The sequence below is a fragment of the Vibrio splendidus genome (genome assembly GCF_024347615.1).
Taxonomy (GTDB): domain Bacteria; phylum Pseudomonadota; class Gammaproteobacteria; order Enterobacterales; family Vibrionaceae; genus Vibrio; species Vibrio splendidus.
The window spans coordinates 1,087,692-1,113,371 of sequence record NZ_AP025508.1 but is presented as its reverse complement, the minus strand read 5'-3'; the positions used below and the strand labels follow the sequence as shown (position 1 = coordinate 1,113,371).

Genomic DNA, 25,680 nt, shown 5'->3' with positions numbered 1-25,680 from the left:
CGCCTAGCTAGCTAAATAACTAAATAACTAATAACTAATAACTAATAACTAATAACTAATAAAGCAGCCTAACGAACTAGGCTGCTTTGGAGTTCAGTTGTACTCAATTAATGAGAGTACTTATGGCTCAGGAACAGTAAATGGACAAACATCACAGGTTGCAATGTTCGATGTTTCCATAAATGCTTGTTGCAAGAACAGCGAGTCAAACGTTGCTGTCACTTGATTAGATAGCATTCCTGCAGTTCCGGTTGGTAACACATTTGGCGCATAAGTTTTACTTACTTGTGTACACACTTGACCAATCGCATCACCAAAGTTCGGTATCCACTCCCCTTCACCCGTTTTACAAGCAAACAGCTCAGGGTCGGCACTTAATGCACTACACATATTACCAGCACCACATGTGGTCACATCCTCAAGATCATCACAAGGTAAAGCAAAGTCGAGGTAATAACTGCTGTTGACTACTTCAGTAGGTAAATCAGAACGGCTCAAAGAGTCATCCTTAGAATCCACCAGCGATTCAATGGCCAATGGGATATCACCGGTATTACATATTTCAACATCATAGGTTTTCTTAAGCACAACTTGGCCGCCATCAACCTCTAAGAAGCTATTACACACCTTAGAAATCTCAACCATCGGGCTCAAGTCTATTGGTGGACAATTATAGGCCACTGGCGCTTGAGCATTCACGATAAGCCCATCAAGATCCACCGCACCATCTATTACACCGACGGCACCATTATTTACAGACAAGTAATTACCCATGAATGAGAATGACTCACCGACACTCCACACTTCATCACCATTACCAACCACTGGAAGCGCGCCTAAGATTGGTGACTCAGATAAAAAGGCCACTTCGTAATCACCGTTGGTGCCTAACGAACCAGGACCAGCATTGGTGACCGTCACGGTGTAATCGATGTTAAACATGCCATCAACCGTAAAACTGGTTGTGTTACAAGTCGCTGCTATATTGATGCTACATAAACTGAATGAACCGACAACGAAGTCAGCCAAAGATGCATCAATCGAACGAGAAGCTCGTGACTCCACTAAGAAACTACTGAAACAAGGAATATCCTCAATACCAAACTCATCGTTCAACAACGCAGATAAATTCAGACGTCCTTCAACAAAGCTCTCTGTCGGAATAGAGGTTGTTTCACCCGTTTTCGCTAGGTATTCCCAACCTTGTACATTGGGAAGATCAATTGCCCCGATAGAATCATCATTTGAAATCGCACATATCTTCTCGACACCGACAGCACCACTGCCACATCTTGCACCAACGAAATCATTCGACTTAGGGTCACCGTCAGTTTGGAAGATTCTCGTCATGTTGTCGGTGACATCGCCATTATTCAAATCCCACTGCAACACTTCTATATACGGATTACCGCCACTTGCTTGTGGGAATGAAATCAGCACAAGGATGTCTCCATTGATATGCTGCCCAACAAAGTCGCCTTTGGTTTTACCATCCGGCAATCCAATCTGGTCTTGTAAAAACCAAAACCCAATGTACATATCACCATTGTTCGCATATCGGTCTGCACCAAAGTAAATCAGCAAGTCACCTTCGCTTTCAAAGGCAGCGGCATACGCATTGGTAAAGTCATCTTTTGGTTGTGGTGACGCGGTACGGAACGCCCAATCCGTAATGTCGGAATCATCTTTTGATCCACCCTTCCAAAAGATTTGGTCGATACCATTGCGGTCTTTTTCGAAAAATTCTGCAATCCCAACCATGCTGTTAGGATCATTTACGTCATCCCAATCAATACCACTATTATCACTGGTCGCGTTACCATCGAGTTCCATCACATCAACAGTAGCCCACACCAACTGGGGGCTACTAAACAACAAAAGCACACTAAGTAAATAATTTATAACCTTCATGTTCTCTCTCCATTTATCCATACTTATGCTTTTAGGGTTTTCTGCCATGCCCAAATTAGAGAAAATCCTTTAGCAATTCGTAGGTTCGATAGAGCATATTCCAAGCCAAGTTCAACTTGTTGAATTAATTGATGTTTATATATTGAAGGCACACCTTTATTGGACGCTTTGTTATCCTTTGTCCATAAACCCGAGATTTGACCAAACAATCAAGGACTTGAAAAGATGAACAAAGTGTCTACGTCAGACATTTTTTTAGCTTTGATACGAGGAGAGTGATCTTTAAAAGGTACAATCACGTAGCCATTGCTAGATTATTGAATAACAAGCGATTGAATTGACGGGTGCCAACTTAACGGGTAACTGAAGGTTCAGGTAGTGAAATGATAGGCGAACAGACGATGACACAACTTACGATATTTTACGATGGGACATGCCCGTTGTGCGCAAAGGAGATGGCGGCACTTGCAAAGCATGATGTCGAAAATAAGATTCAAACCATCGATATCTACAGTGAAGCCTTTTCAGACTACCCTCAGATTGATGCCGACGCAGCCAACACCGTTTTGCATGCACTGGATGAGAATGGAAAACTGCTGCTAGGTTTAGACGTGACCTACCAAGCGTGGCGCTTAGTAGGAAAAGGTTGGCTATACGCCCCTTTACGTTGGGCGATATTCAAGCCAGTGGCCGACTGGTGTTATCTTCGGTTTGCCAAGAACCGATACAAAGTCTCTTTCTGGCTAACTGGAAAGTCACGCTGCGATGGTAACAGCTGCACAAATTAGTACTTGGTTAAGACATACCACTTGCGACTTTGTAATACACCACACCAAACAGCGCAGCAAAAACTAAAACGGTAACCGCGACTTTTAACCAAATAAACTTCATGTTTTTTCCTTTAAATTCTGTTTACTGTTTCGCGAGCAACGTTACCACAACAAAACATTCGGTTGGGTAATGGTTTATAGAACTTTGTAGTGAGTCTTGATAACTAAGTGAGAACCTTTATGTCGGCAAAAGAAAGAAATCTACCTACCCATCGTATTTCAAGATTCAGTAAGTTCGCCTCGCTGGCAACAAGGGTCGCGGGTAATGTGCTGACGGAAGGCACCAAGCAAATAGCACAAGGCAACAGGCCCAAAGCAAAAGACTTACTGCTAACGCCACAAAACATTGCTCGGCTCACCGATCAACTGGCACATTTACGCGGGGCAGCGATGAAGCTCGGTCAAATGCTGTCAATGGATGCAGGTGATATTCTTGAACCCGAATTAGCCAACATTCTTGCTCGCCTACGTTCAGACGCTGACCCACTGCCAGCCAAACAGCTCAGCCAAGTGTTAGAAAATTCACTCGGAATGAACTGGAAGGCGGAGTTTATCTCCTTCAACTTTAAGCCCATCGCCAGTGCGTCCATCGGTCAGGTTCACCAAGCGTATAGCGACTCTGGAGACAAACTTGCCATAAAAGTCCAATACCCAGGCATTCGAAAAAGCATCGACAGTGATGTAGACAACGTAGGTACATTGCTCAATATCGTTGGTTTGATTCCCAAGTCTGTCGATTACAAAGGCTTATTAGAAGAGGCAAAAAAACAACTCCACGACGAAGCGGATTATGCTCGCGAGGCTGACTATGCGACTCGTTATCACAATGTATTAAAAGAACACTCTCACTTCGTTGTACCTAAAATTCACCCTCAAATGTCTTCAGAATCAGTGCTCGCAATGGACTTCATTGAAGGCGTCTCGATAGAGCAAATAGAAGGTTACGATCAAAGCACCCGTGACTTTGTGATGCACAGCTTGCTCGAGCTTCTGTTCAGAGAGTTATTCGACTTCAAGATGGTGCAAACCGATCCCAACTTCGCCAATTACTTGTATGTGGAACAAACACGACAAGTTGGCTTATTGGATTTCGGTGCCACCCGTGAATACAGCGACCGCTTCAGTGATGGTTATCGCATGGCTTTCACATCTGTGGTCAATCATGATGAGCAGGGGTTAAACAAAGCCCTAGAGCAAATTGGATTTTTTAGCGAGACCATCCTCCCAGACCAGCGCCAAGCGATTCTCAACTTAGTGAAAATGGCCTGTGAACCCATGCTTGTCGATGAAGATTACGACTTCAAAGCCAGTGGTTTAGCACAAAGGCTTCGTGAAGCAGGAACCATACTCAGCATGGAACAAGAGTATTGGCACACGCCACCAGCAGACGCTCTATTCCTCCACCGAAAGATTGGAGGCATGTACCTGCTGGCATCTCGCCTTGGAGCCAAGGTAAACATCAGGCGCTTGGTGGAGCCCTATTTGCTAAGCGACAATTGACACTTAAGCGATAGCTGATACTGATACTGAAGCAATTCTGGTCTTTAAAGTGATCATTTCAAGTCGCTGAACAGTAATAACAGTTACGTCAACTAAAATGAGTCAGACTTATGAAACATTCACTGCTGTGCTCCACCGCCCTGATCGCGAGCCTAACAAGTTCATTCGCATTTTCAGCTAGCTGCCCTGAGATACTCAACGGCAAACAAAGGCTGTTAAATTCAAACGAAGAGATTGAGCTGTGTGAAGAGTTTCAAGGTAAAACTTTATTGATCGTGAACACGGCAAGTCAGTGCGGTTTCACCCCACAGTTCGAGCAACTTGAGCAGCTTCACCAAACGTATAAAGATCAAGGATTCACGGTTGTTGGTTTCCCAAGTAATGATTTTCGCCAAGACAGAGGAAGCGAGAAGCAATCCGCTAAAATCTGCTACCTAGATTATGGTGTGACCTTTCCGATGATGGCGCGCGCTTCACTCTCTGGGCCTGACGCAAATCCAGTCTTTGCCGAAATCCAACAACAAGCCGGCGTCAAACCGAAATGGAATTTCTACAAGTTCTTGGTCAGCAAAGAAGGCAAAGTGGTAGCAACCTTCCCTAGCTCTACATCGCCAACCAGTAGTACCCTCAAAAATGCAATAGAGCAGCAGTTATGAGGTCAGATTACATGGAGACAACTCAAACACGCAACACCATGGCCAAGCTCGGTTATATGGGTTTAACCCCCTTTTTATTCGGCCTACTGTTATCACTCACCGACAGCCAATTCTTTAGCTTGAGCGGCGAAACACTCTTCATCACCTACAGCGTGGTTATCTTGAGCTTTTTGTCGGGCATCTTGTGGGGCAATGGGATAGAGAACTTCGAAAGCCAATCCAGCAACAAGGCTCTGATTCTAAGCAATGTTATTGTGTTGGCAGCGTGGCTAGCCGTGCTGCTCGGTGAGCAACAAGAGTTCCTCACCACTCTGATTCTGATCTTAGGCTACATTGCGGTTTGGCGAGCGGAAAGGTCCATGAGAGAAGAGAACCAAAGTGAAGGCCCCGATGGCTATTTTGATATGCGAACCCGACTGACCTCTAGCGTGGTGTTGATGCATGGTATCGTGATGTTGACCTAAGCGCGTGATGCCTGCATCTAAATAGACACAATGAAACGGGAACTAGACGATGAGCTGCATGACCAGACGAGGCTCATCGTCACCGAAATAATTGCCCTCTTCCTTGATGGTCACGAACCCCATCGACAAGTACAGCTCACAAGCCGAGTTGTTATTTGGATCAACAGTAAGCAACAGCTTGGAATCTTGTGGCAAGGTTTCTATCGCCTGCTGCATCAATGAACGGCCAATCCCCATGCCTCGGTAAGCAGTATCAACAGCCAGTGACAAAACCCAATACTCTTGTTGTTTGTCGGTTGGCGTCATTAACACGTAGCCTGCAACCTGCGAATCCTGTTTCGCCACCAACAAGCCCTTCCCCCAGCAATCAAATGCCTGACGAAAGAAAAACAACGGATAGGCGTGATCGCCAAATAAAGCATGTTCAAGCTGGTAGATATCAGCCAGTTCTTGTTTTTCCGCACAAACAACATTCATACATCGACCTTAAATAGATTAACTACAACCGCGATTCAGCTACAACTGACCTTCAACTGAAGCCAGCCAAGTTGGCAATTGCTCTCTAAACCAATTGATGTACTTGGAAGCTTGTGGGTTGTTACGACCGACTAATATATTCGTGACTTCTATTACGATCCAGCTTTTAGCGATGATCAATTGCTTTATTAATTCCTCACGCGGAATCAAGGTGTTATGGCAAAGATACTGTTCAACAATCAGCTCATAATCTTTCAGAGTACCCATTTGAGAAACGAGTGGCGCCAAGTCTATCGCGGGGCTACCAAAGCCAAACCTCTCCCAATCAAACAGCACGATCTGACCGTTATCTCTTCTTCCCCAATTTCCTTCATTGGAGTCACCCGAAATTAACGTGTCATGATTAAAAAGAGCATCACTCTGCGATTGAATGTACTTAAGACTGTCTTGCGTAACTTGAGGCAACTGTAGGGAAGATAAAGCCGATGTGGTGTCATCTAAACTCCATTGATGGCGCTTAACTTCGAATGTTGGTCGATATTGAGAACGATGAATACTCGCGATCTGCTGAAATACGTCACTTGTCGTTTGTAGCTCAGTAAGACAAACCGAATTAGGAATGTATTCGAGAAAAAGCTCACAACCATCGGCCGCAAGAAGTCGAGGCGTATTCACTCCATCAAGATACTGCGCTGCGTGTTGGTAAAAAGCGACTTCAACCTCGCCAGCCCCTTGTTTATGTATACAAGGAAAGCCATTACGCTGAGTTAAAGAAACCTTCGCAGCACCCATTTGTGAAAGGTCTTGATTACTCATCGCATTCCTTCTATCCGTGTAAACAGCAGAACGAACCCTACTGACGGCTCACCAACAAATTCGCACCAGATAAGGCAAGAAACACAGAGCATGCTTTATTGAAGCGCTTGGCCATTTGAGGTTTTGAAAACCAATTTCGTAGATATAAACCAAAGGCGGCATAGATAGAAATCGCGAGCATTTCTAATACTAAGAATGTGCTTCCCAACACAAAGAATTGAGTATTTACGTTCGCTGAAACATCGACAAATTGAGGAAGGAATGCAGTGAAAATGAGTATCGCTTTTGGATTGCCCGCCGCGAGTGCGAACTCTTGTTTAACAAGACCAAACCAGTTCTTATTTCGCTCGATATCCGCGACCGGGCTGGCTTGTGAGCGCCATAGGTTGAACGCGATCCACAACAGATACATCGCGCCAAATAGCTTAATAAGGAAAAACAAAGTTTCAGAGGTATAAAGCACGACAGCCAAGCCGGATGCAGCCAAAGCAATCATGCCAGAAAAAGCGAGGATTCGTCCCAAGCCCGCTACAAAGGCGGCCTGAAACCCATAACAACGGGCGTTGTTCATTGATAACAAATTGTTTGGGCCCGGTGTCATGTTGAGCGCAAAACAAGCGGGGATGAACAGCAGTAACTTCCAGATTTCCATTGGTGCTTCCTAATTGCCAGATGCCGCGGTGATTGAATCGTTGAACGAGACTTTACCTTTTATAACAGCATTTAATATCTTTGGTAGCAACATTTGAAAGCAGTAACCATTCTCTGACGCACCGTGCTAATTAGTTCTCAAAAAATTTCTCATATTCTGGCGTAGACAAATTTTCCGCGACGCCAATTTCACCGACAATATAGATAGCACTCGCAAGGGTTTCGATGGTTTGATTAAGCTCTCTATCGGGCACTTCACCAACAACAGGAACCGACGGGCGTGCAGACGTTGATTTGCAGACCACGCTTTCACAAACGATATTGTGTTGTTCCTGCTGAGAAACTTCTGGCGGCTTGAAATCTGGTGAATTGAAGTCGGGAGCAGTAATACCCTCACTTGAAAAATCAGAGGCGCTGTATGAGGTCGCTGAAAACAGAGAAAGGAGCAACATCCACTTATTCATATATCTTTCCATCGTTAGTATTCGTTATATTTATAAATACTATCTAATTAAAATAATTATGAACAGTGTTTTATTATCAATAATTCATATATTTCTAGACGCTTATCAGGATATCCCGCGATCTGGATGAAGTGAGTTCAACTTACATGTGATTGCTTACCTAGCGTTAACTTATCAAGCAGCGCTTGCGGAACAGGAATAACAGAGTATCGAACAAAGACGACTAACGTCACTATTGCCACAAAACTGCCTAAAACAAAGTCATGTACATCAATCAACACCCAACCAAGAAGCCTGTCACTGGTAATCGCAAGTATGGCGATACTCAACGCTGCCATCCATTTACGGTGATCATAAGGTAAATATTCCATTTTTTGGCTCACGATATAGAGCAGTGACAACCTCACGGCATAAGTACCACAAAGCACCACCACCACTGCCCACACGCCATAAATCGGTGTCACAACAAGATAGCCAATGGTTGCTAAGATCGCACAACCACCCTGTATCCACATTTGCGACTGACTTGAGTCACCGCTAAAACAACCAAGGTTAAGGTAATCCCCTGCATTCTTAATCACGCCGATGGCCAAGAGTGCCACGACGATGGTACCCGCATATTGATAACTGCTGGGCAAAATCAAAGTAATAAAACCGGGTACAGTGAGGATCATCAAACAACCCAACACAATGGCCAGATTAACGCCGACTAGCGCTCTGTCCGCACACTCTTTCTTACCATCAGGTTGTTGCAGCATGGCCACCCGATTAGGAAACCACCACAAAGCATAAGGCTGTAGTAGTAAGCCAAGAAGCAACGCAAACTTACCACTGACCGCATAGATTGCAAGTTCTTCAACACCAACAAAGCTTGCCATCACCCAACGGTCTAGGCCTGTAATCATGTAAATAGAAGCACCACCGACTAACGTGGGCAATCCAAATTTTAGGATCTTAGCGGAGTATTTGAGGCTGCCAAATGAGCCCATCTCCTGCCATTGATAACGCAGTAAACACAGCATCAATAACACACTCGAAACAGCGGCAGATATTAGTACACCATCAATGCCATAACCCGCTTCAAGCAATGCAAACGTCATAGCAGCTTGCACACTCGCCTTCATTACATTGAGCATGCAAAAGCGCTTAGCCATCGCATTCATTCGCATCAATGTTAGCGGAATCGAAATCGCACCATCTAACATGGTCGGTATTAGCAAAAGTAGGATTTGATAAGGTTGAAACTCGACGGGCAACATCAGTAACAACAACGGCATACTAAGAGCAATTAAAGCCCCACCTAGCACACAGACCAAGACACTCAACGTGAAACAGTTCGAGACAAGCTTTCTCTTTTCTTCACCCTCAGCGACGCCCACATACCGGTACATTGCCTCAACAATCCCAAAGCTAAATAGGATCGTCCCGATGTCAGCCAATAAGACAATGGCTTCTAAAGAACCGTATTCAACCAACGTCATCTTATGGGTGATATAGGGGATCATCACGAGCGAGATCCCTTTCATCATCACGATGCCAATGGCGTAATAGGCAGACTGTTTTAGTGACCCCATAGCAGACACCTATTCCTTACAATGCAGGCATTAGGAAACTCTTACAGTCTCCAAGTAGATGTCGTAACGTTCGTTTTTGCGGAGCCAACGCTAACGAGCGGATGCTATAAGACATGGCCCGTCGGTTCTGTTGTAAGCCTCTGTAATAGTCGGCGTAACCTTCTAGTATTCTTGCCTTTGCAATTTTGAAACTGGACGTCGGTAAGTTCCATCTCAGACTGTCATCTTGGTAACGTTGAAGAATGGTTTCGATAGACTGCAAATTTCTCAATTTAAGACTTTCAGTTTGGGTAACGGAACTCGCTCTCATCAAGTAACCAACCTGCACGGAGTTCAACACACCGATCTGATGGCTTTCACTCATTCGAAGCCACAGTTCCCAATCTTCCCCATACTTAATGTCAGCATTGAAACTGTCTGTTTGAGAAAACACATCCGCTTTTACCATGACCGTCGATGTTCCAATCACATTGTTTTCAATGATGAACTCCAACGGGTTCTCGATATTGATGAACAGATCGTCTTGGTCTTGAAACTGCGACCAGTAACTAAAGCAGTCGACTATCACTTGGTAATCTTCAGTAAGGTGTTCGTAGTTAGTAAAGCTCATCGCGAGATCTGGGTATCGTTGATGAAATTCGAGTTGGCACTCAATTTTTTCTGGAAACCAGAAGTCGTCCGCGTCTAAAAAAGCGATGTATTCTCCGGTCGCCTTTTCAATCCCTAGGTTTCTAGCTTGAGGCGCGCCAACACCCAAAGTGGATAATTTAATGATGCGTTCATCATGGATTGACGCGAGATACGTCGACGTTCCATCGTTGCTGTTATCGTCAATGACAATGAGCTCAACATCTTGATGAGTCTGCTTGAGTACACTGCCAATTGCCTTCGGCAGGTAATCCAAACAGTTGTAGGTAGGGATAACAACACTTACTTTAGCCATAATGACGCCCTCAGAATTATACGTTATATGGCTGACGTTGCATGTTCTATGCCGAGAGTGTATTGCTATGAAATCACTTTTAGATCAGTCACCTACGCAGACACTCTCAAAATGACGAACAGGGTGATCAGACATGAGCGTCAAAACTCCAATTTGATTATCAATTTGAGAAAATGAGCGACTTCTTGGGGGATAACCTTCGGAAAACCATCGAAAAGCCCTCCAAAACTACGATTTTATCTTGGTTCGTATTTTGCTTATTTGACTTTAATAGCATTAGTCAAAGGAGCAAAAAATGAAGAAAGTAGCATTTGTGGCGCCAACCTACCCTGTACTCAGTGAGACCTTCATTCAAACAGAAGTCGACTCAGTGAAAGCTTGTGGACACGATGTTTGCGTGATGGCATTTGAGATAGAAGAGAGTGAAAAGTCATTTGACTATGACATCATAAAAATTGGTAAGGATGTTCGGGCGGGTAAGATAGCCAGCATCAATTGGTTTGGCTTTCTCCGGGCGGTATCCTTTGTTTCCAAGCAAACCAGTATGCCCAAAAAATCACTGTTCGCTTATGGATTCAAACTGGCGCTGCAACTCGCGGAAAACGACGTCGAACACGTTCACGCGCATTTCTGTCAGCACACCACAGCTCACGCCATCGTCGCGGCAAAGCTGCTGAATATCACCTGTTCATTCGTTGCTCACGGTCATGATGTTTACGAGTTCGCTTATGACATTGAACATAAAATCTCATCGAGTGATTTTGTGGTTGCAGTGTGTAAAGACATGCTTGCTGACTTCAATACCATGGCGAAAGGAAACATTAAGCTCCTGCACTGCGGAGTTAATACCAAACAATTCCAACTCAACCCAAAAACCGAAACGAAACAACTTCGTCTCGTTTTTCTTGGCCGATTAGTAGAGCAAAAAGGTATTCACCATCTTATTGATGCATTGGCGCCGATTGCCGAACCTCTCGACATTCATCTCGATATCATTGGTACGGGCGATTTAGAGCAACAATTAAAGTTACAGGTCAAAGAGCAAGGGCTAACTCGAAACGTGACCTTTCTTGGCGCGAAACCTCACGAGTGGGTGAAAGAGAAACTATCGAACTATGACAGCCTAATCGCGCCTTTCTGTTTTTCCGAAACTGGGTGTGTGGATACAGGACCACTGGTTTTAAAAGAAGCGATGGCCGTAGGAACGCCAGTTATTACCACCAACATCATGGGATGCAAAGAGATCGTCTCACCAGAGACAGGTTTTGTGGTTAGCGAAAAGAATGTGGAAGAATTAAGAGAAGCGATTGAGCGTTTCGCGCAACTAAGCAGCAACGATAAAGCATCAATGGGGTTAAAGGCACGTGAGAGAGTGAAAGACAGTTTTAATTCGATCAAACAAGCTCAGCAATTATCTCGTTGGATAGAGAACCCAGCTCAATAAGGATTAACTCAGGCAGTAAGCATCACAAGGACTGCTACGCCTCACAAGAACGACTAAGCACCATAAGAAAACGGAGCACCACAAAAACAAAAGAGCGCTACATCAATTTGAAATGTAACGCTCAACTTAGCACTGCCCAATGATCGCGACTTATGCTTTCAGTAGCTTTTCATTAAGAAGCCTAACTAGCCTGCTCGCAGTGCCAAAATAGACTCAATATCGTCGATGTCACGATATTGAGCGAGTTGTTGCTCTTTCGATGAGATAGCCACAATCGACATTCTATCGGCCAATTCGTTACCTTCAATACCAACGTGTCCGTTCACATGGTAGATGGTAATTTTTGAAGCCAGCTCTTGGTAGAGCGCATACGCCGGCTTAATAATATCGAGGTTTTTGATCTCGCCGCCCGACTTAGTCCAGCCCTTTTTCTCCCAACCCGTTGCCCACTTAGTAATACAATCAATTGAGTACTTAGAGTCACAATAAATCGCTACAGAGAGGCCTGCGTTTAACTTATCTTTCGCAAGCAAAAACGCCTGTTTAAGGCCATGCAACTCAGCGGTATTGTTGGTACCAACAGGCTGATACAAGCCATACCACAGTTCTGTTAACTGGTTATTTTGGTAGACCGCTAAACCCGTCCCCGCTTCACCAGGATTTGGTTCACATGCACCATCGGTAAAGATCTTGATATCAAAAGGCATATCTGTGATTTGCTGCTCCGAAAGAGGCGGCACCTTTGCTTTCGTCGCCTTACCCGCAGAGCTTGGCTTTGTCGCTGTAGAACCTGACGCAGACGACGTTTTACCACCGAAAGCAGACTCTGCCTCACCTAGTGTTGGAAACGATTTATATCTCGCGCCAGCGAAGCCATCGACTTGCGCCTTACACTCGTTCCAAGTGGTAAAAATACCCGGTGTACGACCTTTCCAAACCACATAATATTTCTTAGCCAAACTAACTCCTTACCAAAACCTAAACACACAAACAGTGAATCAGTACATTAGATGCCACCACGCTATACGTTGCAAGGTCTATCACTCTAAAACAGGTCTAAAAAAGCTGCGTTCATAACTCACGATGCAATCAACTTCGTCTGCAAATTCAAACGCTTTAATGCACTCAACATCGCTCAGCGACTTAACCCGATACTCTTCGTAGGCAGCCAAACTCTCAAAGGTAAACAGCGCCAAGGCAATATTGTTCGCCCCTTCCGACGGTAAGAAATAACCATTGTGTTGACCTCCGAATTTAGCGACCAGAGGAATCCACATTTTTGCGTATGCCTCAAACTCATTTACCTTTTTAGGATCAATCACATATCGAACATAACAAGTAATCATTTTTATACAGCCCTTAAAGAATAGGAGAAACACAAAGCCTAGGCTGAAACTCAAGAGAAAAGGTAATCAACCGCTACAAGGTTATAGAACAAAAACACCCCCATACTGACGCCGATAGTAAGTAGCACATTACCTGTTTTCCAAATCAGCAAGCCAGTCACCACCGCACCTATCAAGTATGGGTTTTCAAGGCTTGGCCAAAATGTTTGTTCAGGAGCAAATACAATGGGTCCCCAAATCGCTGTCAGTACCGCTGGGCTTGAATAGCGTAATAGGCGTCTTGCGGTTTGATTGAGTCGAAGCGGGATCGCAGGCTCAAGAAACAGATACCGACTAAAGAAAACAATCGCAGTCATGAGGAATATCGTTAACCAAATCATCTCTATTTCCCCTCCACGATTGTCTTGTTACCGTTGTTTCGCTCTTGGAACGATTCACTGAAAAAGCCCGCTAACATACCGGCAATCGCTGCAATCATTAGCCCGCCCTCAATATTGTTAACCGACATGGCAACCGAAGTGACCAGTGAAACAACCACACACACCACGACGGGTAGAGTTCGGATTAGTGGGAACACCAAAGCGATAAAGGTTGCTGCAACCGCGAAGTCGAGCCCAATCTCATTAAGCGAAGGAATTTGGCTTCCCGCGACAATGCCAACGAAGCTCGCGATATTCCAAACGAGGTAAAAACCACCACCTACACCCGCAGCGTACCAACGATTAAACTCTTGCTGAGACTGCCCACTACAAATCGCGAACAGCTCATCGGTGAGCCAAAAACCGAGTAATAGACGCCAACGCGCAGGAAGATGGCTGATTTTGTCACGCATCGATACGCTATACAGAAAGTGCCTTGAGGTGATGAATAAGGTAGTCAACAACATGGTGCCTAAACCAATACCCGCTTTGAACATACCCGCGGCGACAAGTTGCGCTGAGCCAGCAAACAAAATAGCCGACATCGCTTGCGCTTGAAGCTGACTCAATCCAGCATCTATCGCATATGAGCCCGCAAGAATTCCCCAAGGGATTACCGCAATACTCAAAGGCATTCCCGCTAAAACGCCCTTCCATAACTGTGTTCGTCTATCCATTGTTTCACTGTCCATATCATTCTTTTCTCTCTTTACATTCGCTATTCAATGTAAGAAGAGTTGAGTCGGTTCGATTGTACAAACTTGCTCGATTTCGCGAACCAATTAAGGTGTCCGATTTAGAGCATTTTAATGTATTGCCCCGGCGTGTAGCCATTGGCCTTTTTGAAGTGTCGATGAAAATGGCTTTGGTCGTGAAAGCCACACTCTTGCGCGGTGTCTGAAATGGTATGTCCTTGTTTCAATAACTTACGCGAAAGCCTTAACCGAGATTGGATTTGATACGCATGTGGCGGAAGACCAAACTCTTTTTGAAAAGAACGCACTAAGTGAAACGGACTCAATGCCGCTAACTTAGACAGCTCCTCGAGGGACACATCGGCTTGTGGAAAATCATCTAAGAACTCTTTCACCAAGACAAGCTGGCGCTGAGTTTTTCCGTCGAGTTGAGGGTTAAGCGGCGATTTTCCGTGTCGGCTAATCAGTTTAACCAACATCCCGTACATCAAGGTTTCTCTTAACAAGCGATTGTCAGATTCATCAATCGTGTTAAAGACTAATCTCAATTGATTGGCGAGTTCAGGATCTTCAACAACCGCTCTTGGGAAGTAAGGCGCGCCGTAATTGGGTAGGTTTAGCTCTTGAGTGATCTTGGCAAGTTGATCTGGGAGTGGATACATGGCTCGATACGCCCAACCGCCTTCAGTGGCAGAGTGACCGCTATGAACTTCGTCGGCATTGACCAGAATAATCGCATTTTGTGGTGCAATATGATGTCCGCCCGTTCGATAGAAACGCTGAGCGCCCTGCTCGATGACTCCCAGCGTATAGCCCTCGTGGCTGTGGCGCGAGAAGTTCTGCTTTTCGTATTCAGCATTAAGAATTTCAAGGCCACCGAGCTCTTCGGTTATCTTATATTCGGCCTTCTCTTTAGAGCGTTTCTTGTTCTCCATAACAATTTCCAAGCCTGTTGATTATCGAGCGACTTATTCAGTCTACTCTATAGTCTCTTTCAGCTTTTGTACAAAATTGCGCTTTTGTTTGTTAATACCGTTTTTGTCGTTGGCTTAATAACGCTTTCTAACTGGGAGGAAAGTCTTGGTCTATAACTAGTTGGCAAAAAATTGACAATAATTTAATCATACACGCCAATACTGTCTTCAAATCATCGGCAATAGACCTGATACAACATGAAAAATACGCTAATCCTTTTCTTTTTCCTGAGCCTTACAGGCTGTACGCACAATCAATCCAAAGCACTGAGCATGAACTCCTCGTCGGTTAACACATACCCACAATCCATGTCGAACCTGCAACTGTGCGACACCTTGTATTACGGGCGCTCAAGTAACCAGACACTCGCAGCTATTGGCAGTGAATTCAATCGAAGAGGATTATCCAAGAGTTGGTGTGATACCGAAACCAACAAGCTTTATCTAACAAAGACAATTGACTGGGTTGCTGACCAAGTAGAAGACAAAGAAGATTCAGACGAAGAAGCATCGGCAGTAGTGTTGCCTGCGAATTAGGACGGGTTAGCAATGTTGTTTGCTTATTAGCCGAGCTACCTAGTCAGGACTAGCCGAACTTACTTTATTGTTCAGGCACATCATTGATATGTTGTGACACACGAACTAGCTTACTGGTTTTAAAACCCATGCTCTGCGCCCGTTCAATCAGCGAGTCTAAGTCTTGTTTAGTGAACTCTGCAGTGCGATACAAGATCTGTAAGGTATTTTTGGTAGGACCCACCAACAAAGCCTGAGTGTAATCTTCATTCAAGAAAATCACCTTTCTCTGCTTCTCATAAGGGCTATTCGCTTCGACTGAAAACCACGCTTCGGTTTGAGAGCCCTTAAATGTTGCGGCTCGTTCTTTGGTCTTCCACTCATTCTTTTTCGCGTTGTAGCCTCGAGTTGTCAGCTTAAGATTACCGTCAGATTCAAATAAAAAGCTAAACGACAAAGAACCGAGCTTTGATTGCAATGGATGCGGGATATAACAAGCGGAATACCATGTACCAGCGAAGCGTTCGGCATCAAAGTCAGAGGCGGGAATTTTAGACGTGGGTTTACTGCCACGAAACGTAAACAACAGCTTAATCATTAGCATCGCTAATATTTTGTATGTCATGCCACTTACTCTTTATTCGATGGTTATTAGACCCACACCTTCGATCGCATAATCAGTCGACGAATTGGTCTGTTTTTACAAGCTTAGCCAACAAGGTCTGTAACTGCTTGGATTCGTCTTCACTCAACGCACTCTGAAACTGCTCGCTGATACTATCGACCATAGGCTCACAATATTCGGCAAGCTTCTTGCCCTCTTCCGTTAAAGAAAGAAGTTTTACCTTTTTGTTCGTTTCACTCTTGCTGGCCTCAATAAGGTTCAGCTTAATCGCGTTATCAACCAAACGCTTGGTCACAGAGCGATTTCGAAGCAAGTAATTGGTTAACTCTTGCTGAGTTATTTTGCCATGCTTATCTAACACTCGAAGCGCACCAAACATCTCTAGAGAAATGCCCGAAGTGGTGCCCATCTCAGCGGTAACTTGAGCTCGAAACTGTTTGTAAGCAAAGCCCATTAAGAACATAGGATTGCTGTCGAGTGCATCAATTCCGGTGATGGATAATGCTGGTTGATTTTCCATATATAATTCCTTGGCAGACCACTAATAATGCCAACACGATGGACATTAACTCTGCACGAAAGTAGGTATCTTGCAAACCAAGATCGGTTGCTGAAACATAGAGTTGCAATGGTAGCATAGTTCCTAACATCGCTTCAGTATGCATACCTCGCACGCCACCACGACTGCCGCTGATCCAAATTGCTATCATGGTCACCAAGCTTGTTAGTCCAATGATATACACCCAATTATAGGAGTGTTGCCCCGCTAACAAGGTGACGAAGACCAACGCCAATGCACAACCACCAACGTGGGCTTGTAAACAGTTTTTCACCACCATTTGATAGTTCATGCGTTCACTTTGCGCAGCCGCAATAATCACAGGCATCATGCAGAACGTCGCGGCAATCAAATCGACCATCATCAAAAATGCTAAACCAACGCCAAGCATGACCACATATATCACTCGCTGCTGGTACGTTACAGGAACACTTTGCATTGGCAGCGGCGGCATCGCTTTGGGCGGCTTTAAGAACAGCATCACAAATCTCACCACAACCATGGTCGTCACCATGCTCACTGCTATATCGCGAACCCAGTCCGTCATTGGCATTGGGCCATGTTGTGCAAACACAATCACCAAAAACCAATTGAGCAATGGGATGTAGATTTTCCCAAGTTTGGCTGGCGTGTCGGCCCACCTTCTTGCTAAATCAAATACCCATAAACTGATCACCCAAACCACTGCCGGGTGTGAGGCAAATAACTGATCGACAAGCAGAGCCACACAAGCGACACCCAAGATAGGGAGAAACGCTTTGAGCATACCTCTCACTGAGTAGTCGTTAATCTTGGTCGCCGCCATTACCGGATAAAGAGCGAGGTATGCCGCAACACCTAGCTGTAGCCAAAGTTGAGCCAACATACCCAAAGACACAATAGCGCTGATCCAAGCTACTTCAGACCAGTTAATCGGGCCTCGAACTTCGTTATTCATAATCTGCCTCTTAGGTCGTAAATCGTTATTTCGTCAGTGGGTAGTCAGTTAGTCGATGATTGAAGAGCACAGTTAAACTACGTAGCGAATGCGAGCTAGCACTTCCATCCATGCACTTCCGATCACATCCCAAAACGTCGCTTCAGGCACCACCATCACGCTCACTTTAGAGCCTGAGAACAATGAGTGATCAAGTGACGGCAGCGTTACTTGTGTACGCACTTTTTGTTGGTCTCGAATCCAGCGATCATCGTTCACGACTTTCGCGAGGCCGCTGTTGTCGCTACTCGCATCATAGATAGCCAGTTCACGCCCTTGAATATTTCCCTCAAATACCTCACCAGGCATTGCATCAAACACCAAACGAACGGTTGTTCCCGCAGTCAGATTTGCACTGCCCTTTTCGTTGAAGTCTGCGTTAATCCAAGCATGCTGGCGATCAACCAAAAACAAAACGGGGCTGCCAGCGCCAACATAGGTTCCTGAGTTAAGGTTGAGATTGCTGATTACGCCATCAACAGGCGCGACGATTGTCGTTTTGTCCAAATCCAATTGCGCCAGTTCAACGCGAGTTCGAGCAACAGCCAAAGCACCGTTGTCGCTGCTTTTCTCAAGCTCAGCTTTTATCTGCTCAATATCGGCTTGCGCAGCTTCGACGGCTTGCTGTCTTACAATCGTGTCCGCTCGGCTATCGTCTAGCGTTTCTTGGCTAACAAGCTTTCTCGAAATCAATTGCTGGTTACGCTTCAATTTTCTCTCGGCATTCACAGCTTCGTGTTGGCGCTGACGTAACGTCGCTTCTGCACCATGCAAGAGCTGCTTGTTTGCTTCATAGCTTTGCTCTGCTTCAACCAAAGCCGCTTCAGCCTGAGTTAACGCCAATTCAAAACGAGTTGGATCTAAGCGAACTAGCACGTCCCCTTTTTTTACATCCTGACCATTCTTAACAGCCAACTCCACCACTGGCGCCGACACTTCTGCAGCAATACGGCTGGTTGGAATGTGCAATTGAGCTTGAGTTGTGAATGGCGCAAGGTTGTCACTTGCCACCAAGAAAAGAGCAAACAAGGCACTGGTGCCAAGTGTTAGATAGAGCATCCATTGATACGCTTTATTAGCCATAATGTTTCACCTGCAACAAAATAATGCGCTCATTATATTAAATTTTGTTTCAGGTGCAACATAAATCAAAGGAGAGGATCTTAAAGATCTTGCGGTAAGTACAGCAAGTTACTGTTTATGAAAGATATAAATAGAAATTTAGATAAAAAAAAGTCGTGTAATTAGTTTGGGAAACAAGAGTTCCAGAAGTTATCTAATGCCTTTGCTCACAATGATATGCATTAACATTGATATTTTTTAACATTTGATTAACCATACTTATCCATTAAAACTATAAGGAAATAAAAATGAAGTGGATATTTGTTGTATTCGTCAGTGTTTTCTCAGTATTTACTTACGCAAAAGATTGGAAGCAAATCCGATTTACGGTGGAAGGAGCATACCCACCATTCAGCTGGACGACACAAGACGGCCAATTAGAAGGATTTGAAGTCGACTTGGCTAATGCTCTATGTATTGAGCTACAAGTAAAATGCGTTATCTCAAAAACTGACTGGGACGGGATTATCCCTTCGCTTTTAAGCAGAAAAAACGACGCAATCATTGCTGCGATGACTATCACTGAAGAGCGAGAAAAGAAAGTTAATTTCACTATGCCTTACGCTAAAGTTCCCACTCGTTTTGTCATGGAAAAGGGGCGTGAAATCAATATGGATGACGGCAGCTTAAATGAACTAACAATTGGGGTTCAGCGCGCTACCATTGGTGACAAATACCTTTCCGAGATCTACCCAAATGTAGATATCAAGCGTTATGGATCATTCGACGAAGCCTTTACCGATTTACTCAACGGGCGCCTAGATAGCGTGTTTGGTGGTTCTATGGGACTCAATGCGGGCTTTCTTGAAACGGAACAAGGTAAGGACTACCACTTTACGGGTCCTAAATTTACAGAAGAAAAATGGTTCGGGCGTGGTATTGGTGTCGCGGTACGAAAACAAGATAATGAACTCAAAGATCTTATTGATGACGGTATCCAGCGCTTGATCGACAATGGTCAGCATCAAAAAATCGCAAGTAAGTACTTTTCATACAGCATTTACGAATAGTTTGGTATGCAGTGTGGACTAAACTAATTGCGAACTGTTGTTCACTTTAAAAAGCTTCAGATAGCAAAAAGCCGTCACATAAGTAACGGCTTTTTTAAAGGGTGGGAACCCAGCCACATCCCGGCACACAAGTCACTCGCTGCGGCTGCTCCCTTCCAGGCCTGACCGAGTTCACGAGCTATTGTTGCGGGAGGACCAGGCCCCCATAGATTCGTTTTCTAAGAGGCTTGCCTCAAAGAGTGATTGGATTATTAAGCATCACAGCAACCATTGCAAGCCCTTCCACCCTATTTTTGAACAATTGCGGTCTAAGTGCTTATCCTTTATTCAAACCACTAGAAAATCGCAGGTAAATTCACCATTTACCTGCATTTGGAAGGTTTGGATTGCTGGTGTACTAGATATCGATGTCTTCGTTATCTTCTGTGCGAATGATGTAGTCTGTCATCCACGCGGTACCTAATAGACACAACCACACCACAAAGACTGGACTAGGCACTTCGATGCTTGGAGTAATCACCAGAGCCGCAAAACCGACCGTTGGCAGTGTCCAACATAATAGTTTATTCCAGCGGAAGGTTTTCAAGCGCGTCAGCGTTTCCATCGATGCCATGATGCCCGTTACACACAAGGCAACCAAAGCGGCATAAGGTAAATCGGCTATCCATAATGGAAGTATTAAGCCTAATGACCACCAGCTGTGTCGGCTGGCTGGCTTAAGATGATTTGCCGCCCACCAAATCACGATGATTGATAAGGTCTGAAGTGTGGTAACCCACGGGACGCCTTCAAGCTTGCCTGCTGATTGTGTCACCATGATCCCAACCTGCAAAGTAGTCACAATTAGGCCGGAAATAATCACGACTGACAAACTACTACGTCTTGAGAAGACCACCATCAATAGCGGGAATAGTACCCACGCACTGACAGACAGCGTGATGGGCTGCAAAGGAAGGGTTAGACCATAAGTGGTCATGGAAACAAGCAAAGCTAATCCTGCGATGCCTCCTTGCGGCAGAATCCATAAAGCAGGAATGACCATTGCAAGTACTGGGATATCTCCCTCACTTAAACTGATTGCTCTCGCGCAGACAACCGCTAATAATGTGGTTATCAAGAACTGAAACGTTGTAAATACCATAGCCCTCTCCTTCTACCGATCCGTGGTATTAATGAACTAGGAACATTTAGTATGGACCAATTTTTGCCTCAAATCTTTGCTGTGATTCACCAAATTCCATATGGGAAAGTAACAACTTATGGAGACATAGCACGTTTTTCAGGATTTCCGGGCTATGCGCGCCATGTAGGTAAAGCGCTGGGTAACCTGCCAGAAGGTAGCAAACTGCCTTGGTATCGAGTGATAAACAGCAAGGGTGAAATATCTTTAAAGGGTGATTCGTTCGCCCGACAAAAGCAGCATTTGATTAAAGAAGGGATTGAGGTGAGTGATGCAGGAAAGATCAAACTCAGAATATACAAATGGCAGCCCTAGAGCTGCCACTAATCGCTGATTCAACTGGCTAAGTTAAGCCAATCAAGATGCCTTAACAGTGGCATCGATTTCTGATTAACGAACACCAACCAAACGTAGGTCTGCTTGCTGTGTATTTTCTACATCAGTAATTACTGACTTAATAGTGTCAGTAGTGAAACGCAGTTTACCGTCAACGTGAATCGCTGCGCGCATGTTGTAACGGTGGTTAGCTTTAATTTTGTCGTTGTCGTAGCTTAGCTCGAATGCGAACGGTACTTGCTTACCGTCTGTGGTGAACTCTTGAGTTGCGATAACTGTCGATGGTGCGTCAGCCAGTGAGATGTCTTCTAGCGTAACAGTCACCACGGCATTCTCTGGCAATGCAATTCTTTCACGGTAGCTTACTGTTCCTGAAATCACTTGAGTGTTCTCTGCAACCACTTCCTGAGAAGCGTTCGTTTCTGATGTTGCTTGGCAACCAACAAGTAGGCCAAACGATACTAAAGACGTAATAAGAATTAGAGCCTTTTTCATATTCAATTTCTCTCAACATGTTTGCCGGACTCGGCAAATCTACCCACCAATTATAAGAGAGCTTTCATATTCTGTCTTGAAACCCTATGATTTATTGACAGATATCTGACTAAGCTAAATGATTAACACAATAATCTGACATCCATTTTACCAAGAGGCATGCTGGCGATGAGTCAACCTTTACAAGAATTATTAAGTTTACTTCAGCTAGAGAAGCTGGAAGAAGGTCTGTTCCGCGGGCAAAGTGAGAACCTAGGTCTACCACAGGTTTATGGTGGTCAAGTATTAGGGCAAGCGCTTTCTGCTGCTCGTTATACCGTTCAAGACGACCGTAGTGTGCACTCGTTTCATAGTTACTTTCTATTTCCTGGCGATCCTGAAAAGCCAATTATTTACGATGTTGAGAACCTAAGAGATGGACGCAGCTTCAGCACGCGCCGTGTGAAAGCGATTCAAAATGGCCGCCCTATTTTCTATCTCACGGCTTCTTATCACGGTGATGCTCCAGGCTTTGAGCACCAGATTTCAATGCCTGATATTCCTGGGCCAGAGAACTTTGCATCTGAAACCGAGTTAGCGAGCCACATTGCTGAGTTCCTACCAGAGAAACTGCGTAAAACCTTCTGTGGTGAAAAGCCGATTGAGATGCGCCCTGTAACGGTCGTGAATCCACTCAATCCTAAGAAGGCGGAAGCGAAGCAGTACCTTTGGGTAAGAGCAAATGGCGCAATGCCAGACAACCAATTGATTCACCAATACCTGCTGGCTTACGCGTCCGATTGGGGATTCTTGGTGACAGCACTTCACCCACATGAAGTGTCAATCATGACGCCCAACTTCCAAGTGGCGACGATTGACCACTCAATCTGGTTCCACCGCCCGTTCAAAATGGATGAGTGGCTGCTTTATGCGATTGAAAGCCCGACGGCGGCGAACACTCGTGGCCTAGTGCGCGGCGAAATTTTTAATCAGAAAGGTGAGCTCGTAGCGACAGCAGTACAAGAAGGTGTGATGCGCTTTACTAAATAACGCTCAAATAAATAGCGTTCAAATAAATAGCGAATAAACGCTTTTTATAAGCCCAAAATATGTACGAGAAAACAAAAAGAGAGGCTAGGTTTAATACCTAGCCTCTCTTTTTTATAACACTAACGAAAAGCCGTCACTTAAGAGTGACTAAAATCTATTCTGCTTCTAGCGTAGGCTCAAACTCGCTCTGTACTCGTGTTTTGATGCCATCTCCGGCATCTCGCAGAAGGTTAAATGGTGATAGCACCACACCTTTCACAGCGCCTTCTGCAGCGTCCTGAGCCAAAGCTTGACTCTTATCTGCCAACAAATTAGCTTGCACCAAAATATTCGGCACTTCCGCTCTTAGCATTTCAGATTCAGTAACAACGGCGGGGATAGTTTGCTCGCGGTACGATTTACTTTCAGCGAGCATCGGTGGCATGACATCCACACGGTATCGTTTCAGCTCAGTTAATGTTGGTGGAATAACATCGGTTCTGACCTGCTCAACTTCCGTTCGAACATTTTTTACTTCATCTAATATCGCAGGGATTTTGTTGTCGACCGATGAAACGGTTTGATTCACGTCATCTATCGTCTTTCTGACCTCTTCGACTGTGTTCAAAACTTGAGGAGCAAGCTCGCTGACATGTTCAGCAAACGCTAGCAGCTCTTCCACTTTGAGCCCTTTAGTGAGACCGGATAAATCTTCGATAACCTGCGGATAAGTATCGACGATCTCCCCTACTTTATTAGTAAACGAGTAGATGGTGTAACCCAAGTAAAAAATGGCGACCGCCAATACCAGCTGGATAGCGGTAGATACTTTTGCAAACATGAATAATCCTTTTCTTTATCGCAGAGGCGATATCTAAACTGAGACGATAGTTAAGCTCAGACGATTGTTAATGCGTAACTAGGCGTAGCTTAAAGCGGCAATGCTGTCGTGTACTTCAATGGTTCCATCGCAAATGTCGAGGTCACATTAGAGATACCATCAATGCTATTCACCAAGCGCTTGTAGAAATCATCAAAGCACTTCATGTCTTTCACCTGAACCTTCATCATATAGTCATATTCGCCAGCCATGCGATAGAACTCCATCACTTCTGGAAACTCCGACACAGTATTCACAAAACGACCATACCACTCGTGAGAATGATCACTGGTTTTAATCAATACGAACGCGGTAAAAGAAAGATCGAGCTTTTCGGGATTCAGTAACGCCACTCTTTTCTCAATAATGCCGTTCTCTTCGAGACGCTTAAGTCTTTTCCAGCAAGGCGTTGTGGTGAGATTGACTGCTTCAGAAATGTCATTCAATGACAGAGTGCTGTCTTCTTGCAGTAATCCTAATATTTTTTTATCTACGGCATCTATCACACTTTCACCAAATCGCATTTAAAGAGAATTATTTTCTACAATTTAAGCAAAACAAAGCAAATATGGCAAAGTTTTTCTCTCCAATTGTAGCTAAATTAGAACCATACCAATTACAAAGAATTCCTACACTCGATCAGGAGAACGCTTATGTGCACTGACCATCAATGGATTAATAACGCGATTCGTAAAATTGAAGCCGATTACCAACGCTCAGCGGATACGCACCTTATCAAGCTCGAACTACCAAGTATCGAAGGCATTGATGTTTACCTTAAAGATGAAAGCACACACCCAACGGGTTCTTTGAAGCACCGCTTAGCGCGTTCTCTGTTCTTATACGCTATCTGTAACGGTTGGGTTGGTCCAGAAACGACGATCATTGAATCTTCATCAGGTAGCACAGCCGTGTCTGAGGCTTACTTTGCTCGCCTACTAGGTCTCCCGTTTATTGCGGTAATGCCAAAATGCACAGCAAAGAAGAAAATTGAGCAGATTGAATTCTACGGCGGCCAAGCACATCTTGTTGACCGCTCAGATGAAATTTACGATGAGTCACGTCGTTTAGCAGAAGAGCTGAATGGTCATTACATGGACCAATTTACTTACGCTGAGCGCGCAACCGACTGGCGTGGTAACAACAACATCGCGAACTCGATTTTCAATCAAATGCAGATGGAAGATCACCCAGTCCCAGCTTGGGTAGTAATGAGCCCAGGTACTGGCGGTACTTCTGCAACTATCGGCCGCTTCATTCGCTACCAACAGCATGAAACTAAGCTTTGTGTTGTCGACCCTGAAAACTCTGTATTCCACGAATACTTCCAAACAGGCAATGCGAACGTGAAAGGCAATACATTCAGCAAGATTGAAGGTATTGGTCGCCCACGAGCAGAGCCAAGCTTCATTCCTGGTGTGGTTGACGAAATGCGAAAAATCCCAGACGCAGCAAGTATCGCAACGACACATTGGTTATCTGAAATTCTTGGTCGCAAGGTTGGCGCATCAACCGGTACTAACATGTACGGCGTGCTTCAGTTAGCCAGTGAAATGAAAGCACGTGGCGAAACAGGTTCTATCGTGACTTTGCTATGTGATAGCGGTGAACGTTACCTAGACACTTACTTCAATGACGAGTGGGTAAATCTGAATATCGGTGACCTACAACCGTACGCGGCGAAGTTAGAAGCTTTCTCGCAAACGGGTGAGTTGGCTTAAGTTCATTAACTAACAAGTTTACAATGACAAAAAAGGACGAAGTTAACTTCGTCCTTTTTCTTTATAACAAGCCCCTATTAAGAAGCTT

Annotated in this window: 30 protein-coding genes and 1 other RNA gene; 10 read left to right on the top strand and 21 right to left on the bottom strand. The window is 44.7% G+C overall.

Annotation, left to right across the window (positions count from 1 at the left end):
* Window positions 1-120: 120 nt before the first annotated feature.
* Window positions 121-1,911, bottom strand: coding sequence for a hypothetical protein (locus OCU90_RS05010; RefSeq protein ID WP_061022790.1), 1,791 nt, complete (start codon window positions 1,909-1,911; stop codon window positions 121-123).
* 401 nt (window positions 1,912-2,312) lie between these two features.
* Between OCU90_RS05010 and OCU90_RS05005 the strand changes: the two genes are divergently transcribed.
* From OCU90_RS05005 to OCU90_RS04990, 4 genes are all read left to right on the top strand, one after another.
* Window positions 2,313-2,699, top strand: a complete 387-nt coding sequence (locus OCU90_RS05005) for a thiol-disulfide oxidoreductase DCC family protein (protein WP_061022841.1) — start codon at window positions 2,313-2,315, stop codon at window positions 2,697-2,699.
* A 222-nt stretch (window positions 2,700-2,921) separates the two neighbouring features.
* Window positions 2,922-4,241 (top strand): ABC1 kinase family protein, encoded by a 1,320-nt coding sequence (locus OCU90_RS05000; RefSeq protein ID WP_061022791.1) that lies wholly within the window; start codon window positions 2,922-2,924, stop codon window positions 4,239-4,241.
* Window positions 4,242-4,351: 110 nt separating this feature from the next.
* Window positions 4,352-4,897: a glutathione peroxidase gene (locus OCU90_RS04995; RefSeq protein WP_017092565.1), complete on the top strand. Its 546-nt coding sequence runs from the start codon at window positions 4,352-4,354 to the stop codon at window positions 4,895-4,897.
* The gene (locus tag OCU90_RS04990) at window positions 4,894-5,361 is read left to right on the top strand and encodes a DUF3429 domain-containing protein (RefSeq protein WP_017092566.1); all 468 of its coding nucleotides are present in this window, start codon (window positions 4,894-4,896) and stop codon (window positions 5,359-5,361) included. Before OCU90_RS04995 ends, OCU90_RS04990 begins: the two co-directional genes overlap by 4 nt.
* A gap of 42 nt (window positions 5,362-5,403) precedes the next feature.
* Here the strand turns inward: OCU90_RS04990 and OCU90_RS04985 are convergent, their stop codons facing one another.
* From OCU90_RS04985 to OCU90_RS04960, 6 genes are all read right to left on the bottom strand, one after another.
* A complete protein-coding gene (locus OCU90_RS04985; protein ID WP_017092567.1) occupies window positions 5,404-5,838 on the bottom strand; it encodes a GNAT family N-acetyltransferase in 435 nt (144 codons plus the stop codon).
* A 39-nt stretch (window positions 5,839-5,877) separates the two neighbouring features.
* Window positions 5,878-6,654 (bottom strand): phosphotransferase family protein, encoded by a 777-nt coding sequence (locus OCU90_RS04980; RefSeq protein WP_017092568.1) that lies wholly within the window; start codon window positions 6,652-6,654, stop codon window positions 5,878-5,880.
* Between the two features lie 37 nt (window positions 6,655-6,691).
* Window positions 6,692-7,306, bottom strand: a complete 615-nt coding sequence (locus OCU90_RS04975; protein WP_017089636.1) for a LysE family translocator — start codon at window positions 7,304-7,306, stop codon at window positions 6,692-6,694.
* A 130-nt stretch (window positions 7,307-7,436) separates the two neighbouring features.
* Window positions 7,437-7,769, bottom strand: coding sequence for a hypothetical protein (locus tag OCU90_RS04970; protein ID WP_029405092.1), 333 nt, complete (start codon window positions 7,767-7,769; stop codon window positions 7,437-7,439).
* A gap of 137 nt (window positions 7,770-7,906) precedes the next feature.
* Window positions 7,907-9,343: a lipopolysaccharide biosynthesis protein gene (locus OCU90_RS04965; RefSeq protein ID WP_061022792.1), complete on the bottom strand. Its 1,437-nt coding sequence runs from the start codon at window positions 9,341-9,343 to the stop codon at window positions 7,907-7,909.
* A gap of 16 nt (window positions 9,344-9,359) precedes the next feature.
* Window positions 9,360-10,286, bottom strand: coding sequence for a glycosyltransferase family 2 protein (locus OCU90_RS04960; RefSeq protein WP_061022794.1), 927 nt, complete (start codon window positions 10,284-10,286; stop codon window positions 9,360-9,362).
* A 295-nt stretch (window positions 10,287-10,581) separates the two neighbouring features.
* On the opposite strand from OCU90_RS04960, the gene OCU90_RS04955 reads away from it, so the two are divergent.
* Window positions 10,582-11,730 (top strand): glycosyltransferase family 4 protein, encoded by a 1,149-nt coding sequence (locus OCU90_RS04955; protein WP_061022796.1) that lies wholly within the window; start codon window positions 10,582-10,584, stop codon window positions 11,728-11,730.
* 185 nt (window positions 11,731-11,915) lie between these two features.
* On the opposite strand, the gene OCU90_RS04950 is transcribed toward OCU90_RS04955, so the two are convergent.
* The 5 genes from OCU90_RS04950 to OCU90_RS04930 all read right to left on the bottom strand — a co-directional run bounded on the left by OCU90_RS04950 (window position 11,916) and on the right by OCU90_RS04930 (window position 15,125).
* Complete coding sequence (locus tag OCU90_RS04950; protein ID WP_061022798.1) at window positions 11,916-12,689, bottom strand: ribonuclease H1 domain-containing protein; 774 nt, start codon at window positions 12,687-12,689, stop codon at window positions 11,916-11,918.
* Between the two features lie 81 nt (window positions 12,690-12,770).
* On the bottom strand, window positions 12,771-13,076 hold the full coding sequence (locus tag OCU90_RS04945; RefSeq protein ID WP_061022800.1) for an NIPSNAP family protein: 306 nt from the start codon (window positions 13,074-13,076) through the stop codon (window positions 12,771-12,773).
* Window positions 13,077-13,126: 50 nt separating this feature from the next.
* Complete coding sequence (locus OCU90_RS04940; protein ID WP_048658203.1) at window positions 13,127-13,456, bottom strand: AzlD domain-containing protein; 330 nt, start codon at window positions 13,454-13,456, stop codon at window positions 13,127-13,129.
* Window positions 13,457-13,458: 2 nt separating this feature from the next.
* The gene (locus tag OCU90_RS04935; RefSeq protein WP_061022801.1) at window positions 13,459-14,187 is read right to left on the bottom strand and encodes an AzlC family ABC transporter permease; all 729 of its coding nucleotides are present in this window, start codon (window positions 14,185-14,187) and stop codon (window positions 13,459-13,461) included.
* A gap of 104 nt (window positions 14,188-14,291) precedes the next feature.
* Window positions 14,292-15,125, bottom strand: coding sequence for an AraC family transcriptional regulator (locus OCU90_RS04930; protein WP_050634771.1), 834 nt, complete (start codon window positions 15,123-15,125; stop codon window positions 14,292-14,294).
* 237 nt (window positions 15,126-15,362) lie between these two features.
* Here OCU90_RS04930 and OCU90_RS04925 point away from each other — a divergent pair, with 237 nt between their 5' ends.
* On the top strand, window positions 15,363-15,701 hold the full coding sequence (locus OCU90_RS04925; protein ID WP_050650325.1) for a hypothetical protein: 339 nt from the start codon (window positions 15,363-15,365) through the stop codon (window positions 15,699-15,701).
* Between the two features lie 64 nt (window positions 15,702-15,765).
* Here OCU90_RS04925 and OCU90_RS04920 read toward each other — a convergent pair whose 3' ends face one another.
* The 4 genes from OCU90_RS04920 to OCU90_RS04905 form a co-directional block, all read right to left on the bottom strand.
* On the bottom strand, window positions 15,766-16,305 hold the full coding sequence (locus OCU90_RS04920) for a lipocalin family protein (RefSeq protein ID WP_048614744.1): 540 nt from the start codon (window positions 16,303-16,305) through the stop codon (window positions 15,766-15,768).
* A 52-nt stretch (window positions 16,306-16,357) separates the two neighbouring features.
* Window positions 16,358-16,825, bottom strand: coding sequence for a MarR family winged helix-turn-helix transcriptional regulator (locus OCU90_RS04915; RefSeq protein ID WP_017062227.1), 468 nt, complete (start codon window positions 16,823-16,825; stop codon window positions 16,358-16,360).
* Window positions 16,788-17,801, bottom strand: a complete 1,014-nt coding sequence (locus OCU90_RS04910) for a DUF2955 domain-containing protein (protein ID WP_061022803.1) — start codon at window positions 17,799-17,801, stop codon at window positions 16,788-16,790. The genes OCU90_RS04915 and OCU90_RS04910 overlap by 38 nt, the downstream gene beginning before the upstream one ends.
* 72 nt (window positions 17,802-17,873) lie before the next feature.
* Window positions 17,874-18,923: an HlyD family secretion protein gene (locus OCU90_RS04905; protein ID WP_061022805.1), complete on the bottom strand. Its 1,050-nt coding sequence runs from the start codon at window positions 18,921-18,923 to the stop codon at window positions 17,874-17,876.
* Window positions 18,924-19,210: 287 nt separating this feature from the next.
* Here OCU90_RS04905 and OCU90_RS04900 point away from each other — a divergent pair, with 287 nt between their 5' ends.
* Entirely contained in the window at window positions 19,211-19,972 is a 762-nt protein-coding gene (locus tag OCU90_RS04900; protein WP_061022807.1) for a transporter substrate-binding domain-containing protein, read from the top strand.
* Between the two features lie 104 nt (window positions 19,973-20,076).
* Here the strand turns inward: OCU90_RS04900 and ffs are convergent.
* Together ffs and OCU90_RS04890 are read right to left on the bottom strand one after the other, a co-directional pair.
* Window positions 20,077-20,173: signal recognition particle sRNA small type (ffs, locus tag OCU90_RS04895), an RNA gene on the bottom strand.
* Window positions 20,174-20,369: 196 nt separating this feature from the next.
* Window positions 20,370-21,113, bottom strand: a complete 744-nt coding sequence (locus OCU90_RS04890) for a VP0952 family biofilm-associated protein (RefSeq protein WP_017064066.1) — start codon at window positions 21,111-21,113, stop codon at window positions 20,370-20,372.
* Window positions 21,114-21,164: 51 nt separating this feature from the next.
* Here OCU90_RS04890 and OCU90_RS04885 point away from each other — a divergent pair, with 51 nt between their 5' ends.
* On the top strand, window positions 21,165-21,467 hold the full coding sequence (locus OCU90_RS04885; protein ID WP_061022809.1) for an MGMT family protein: 303 nt from the start codon (window positions 21,165-21,167) through the stop codon (window positions 21,465-21,467).
* A 75-nt stretch (window positions 21,468-21,542) separates the two neighbouring features.
* Here the strand turns inward: OCU90_RS04885 and OCU90_RS04880 are convergent, their stop codons facing one another.
* Complete coding sequence (locus OCU90_RS04880) at window positions 21,543-21,983, bottom strand: YbaY family lipoprotein (RefSeq protein ID WP_048616800.1); 441 nt, start codon at window positions 21,981-21,983, stop codon at window positions 21,543-21,545.
* A 168-nt stretch (window positions 21,984-22,151) separates the two neighbouring features.
* Between OCU90_RS04880 and tesB the strand changes: the two genes are divergently transcribed.
* A complete protein-coding gene (gene tesB / locus OCU90_RS04875) occupies window positions 22,152-23,012 on the top strand; it encodes an acyl-CoA thioesterase II (RefSeq protein ID WP_026012255.1) in 861 nt (286 codons plus the stop codon).
* Between the two features lie 154 nt (window positions 23,013-23,166).
* On the opposite strand, the gene OCU90_RS04870 is transcribed toward tesB, so the two are convergent.
* Both OCU90_RS04870 and OCU90_RS04865 read right to left on the bottom strand, forming a co-directional pair.
* Entirely contained in the window at window positions 23,167-23,832 is a 666-nt protein-coding gene (locus tag OCU90_RS04870) for a hypothetical protein (RefSeq protein ID WP_017078856.1), read from the bottom strand.
* A gap of 89 nt (window positions 23,833-23,921) precedes the next feature.
* The gene (locus OCU90_RS04865; protein ID WP_017078855.1) at window positions 23,922-24,395 is read right to left on the bottom strand and encodes an Lrp/AsnC family transcriptional regulator; all 474 of its coding nucleotides are present in this window, start codon (window positions 24,393-24,395) and stop codon (window positions 23,922-23,924) included.
* Window positions 24,396-24,524: 129 nt separating this feature from the next.
* Here OCU90_RS04865 and OCU90_RS04860 point away from each other — a divergent pair, with 129 nt between their 5' ends.
* Window positions 24,525-25,592: a PLP-dependent cysteine synthase family protein gene (locus OCU90_RS04860; RefSeq protein WP_061022810.1), complete on the top strand. Its 1,068-nt coding sequence runs from the start codon at window positions 24,525-24,527 to the stop codon at window positions 25,590-25,592.
* The last annotated feature ends 88 nt before the right edge of the window (window positions 25,593-25,680 follow it).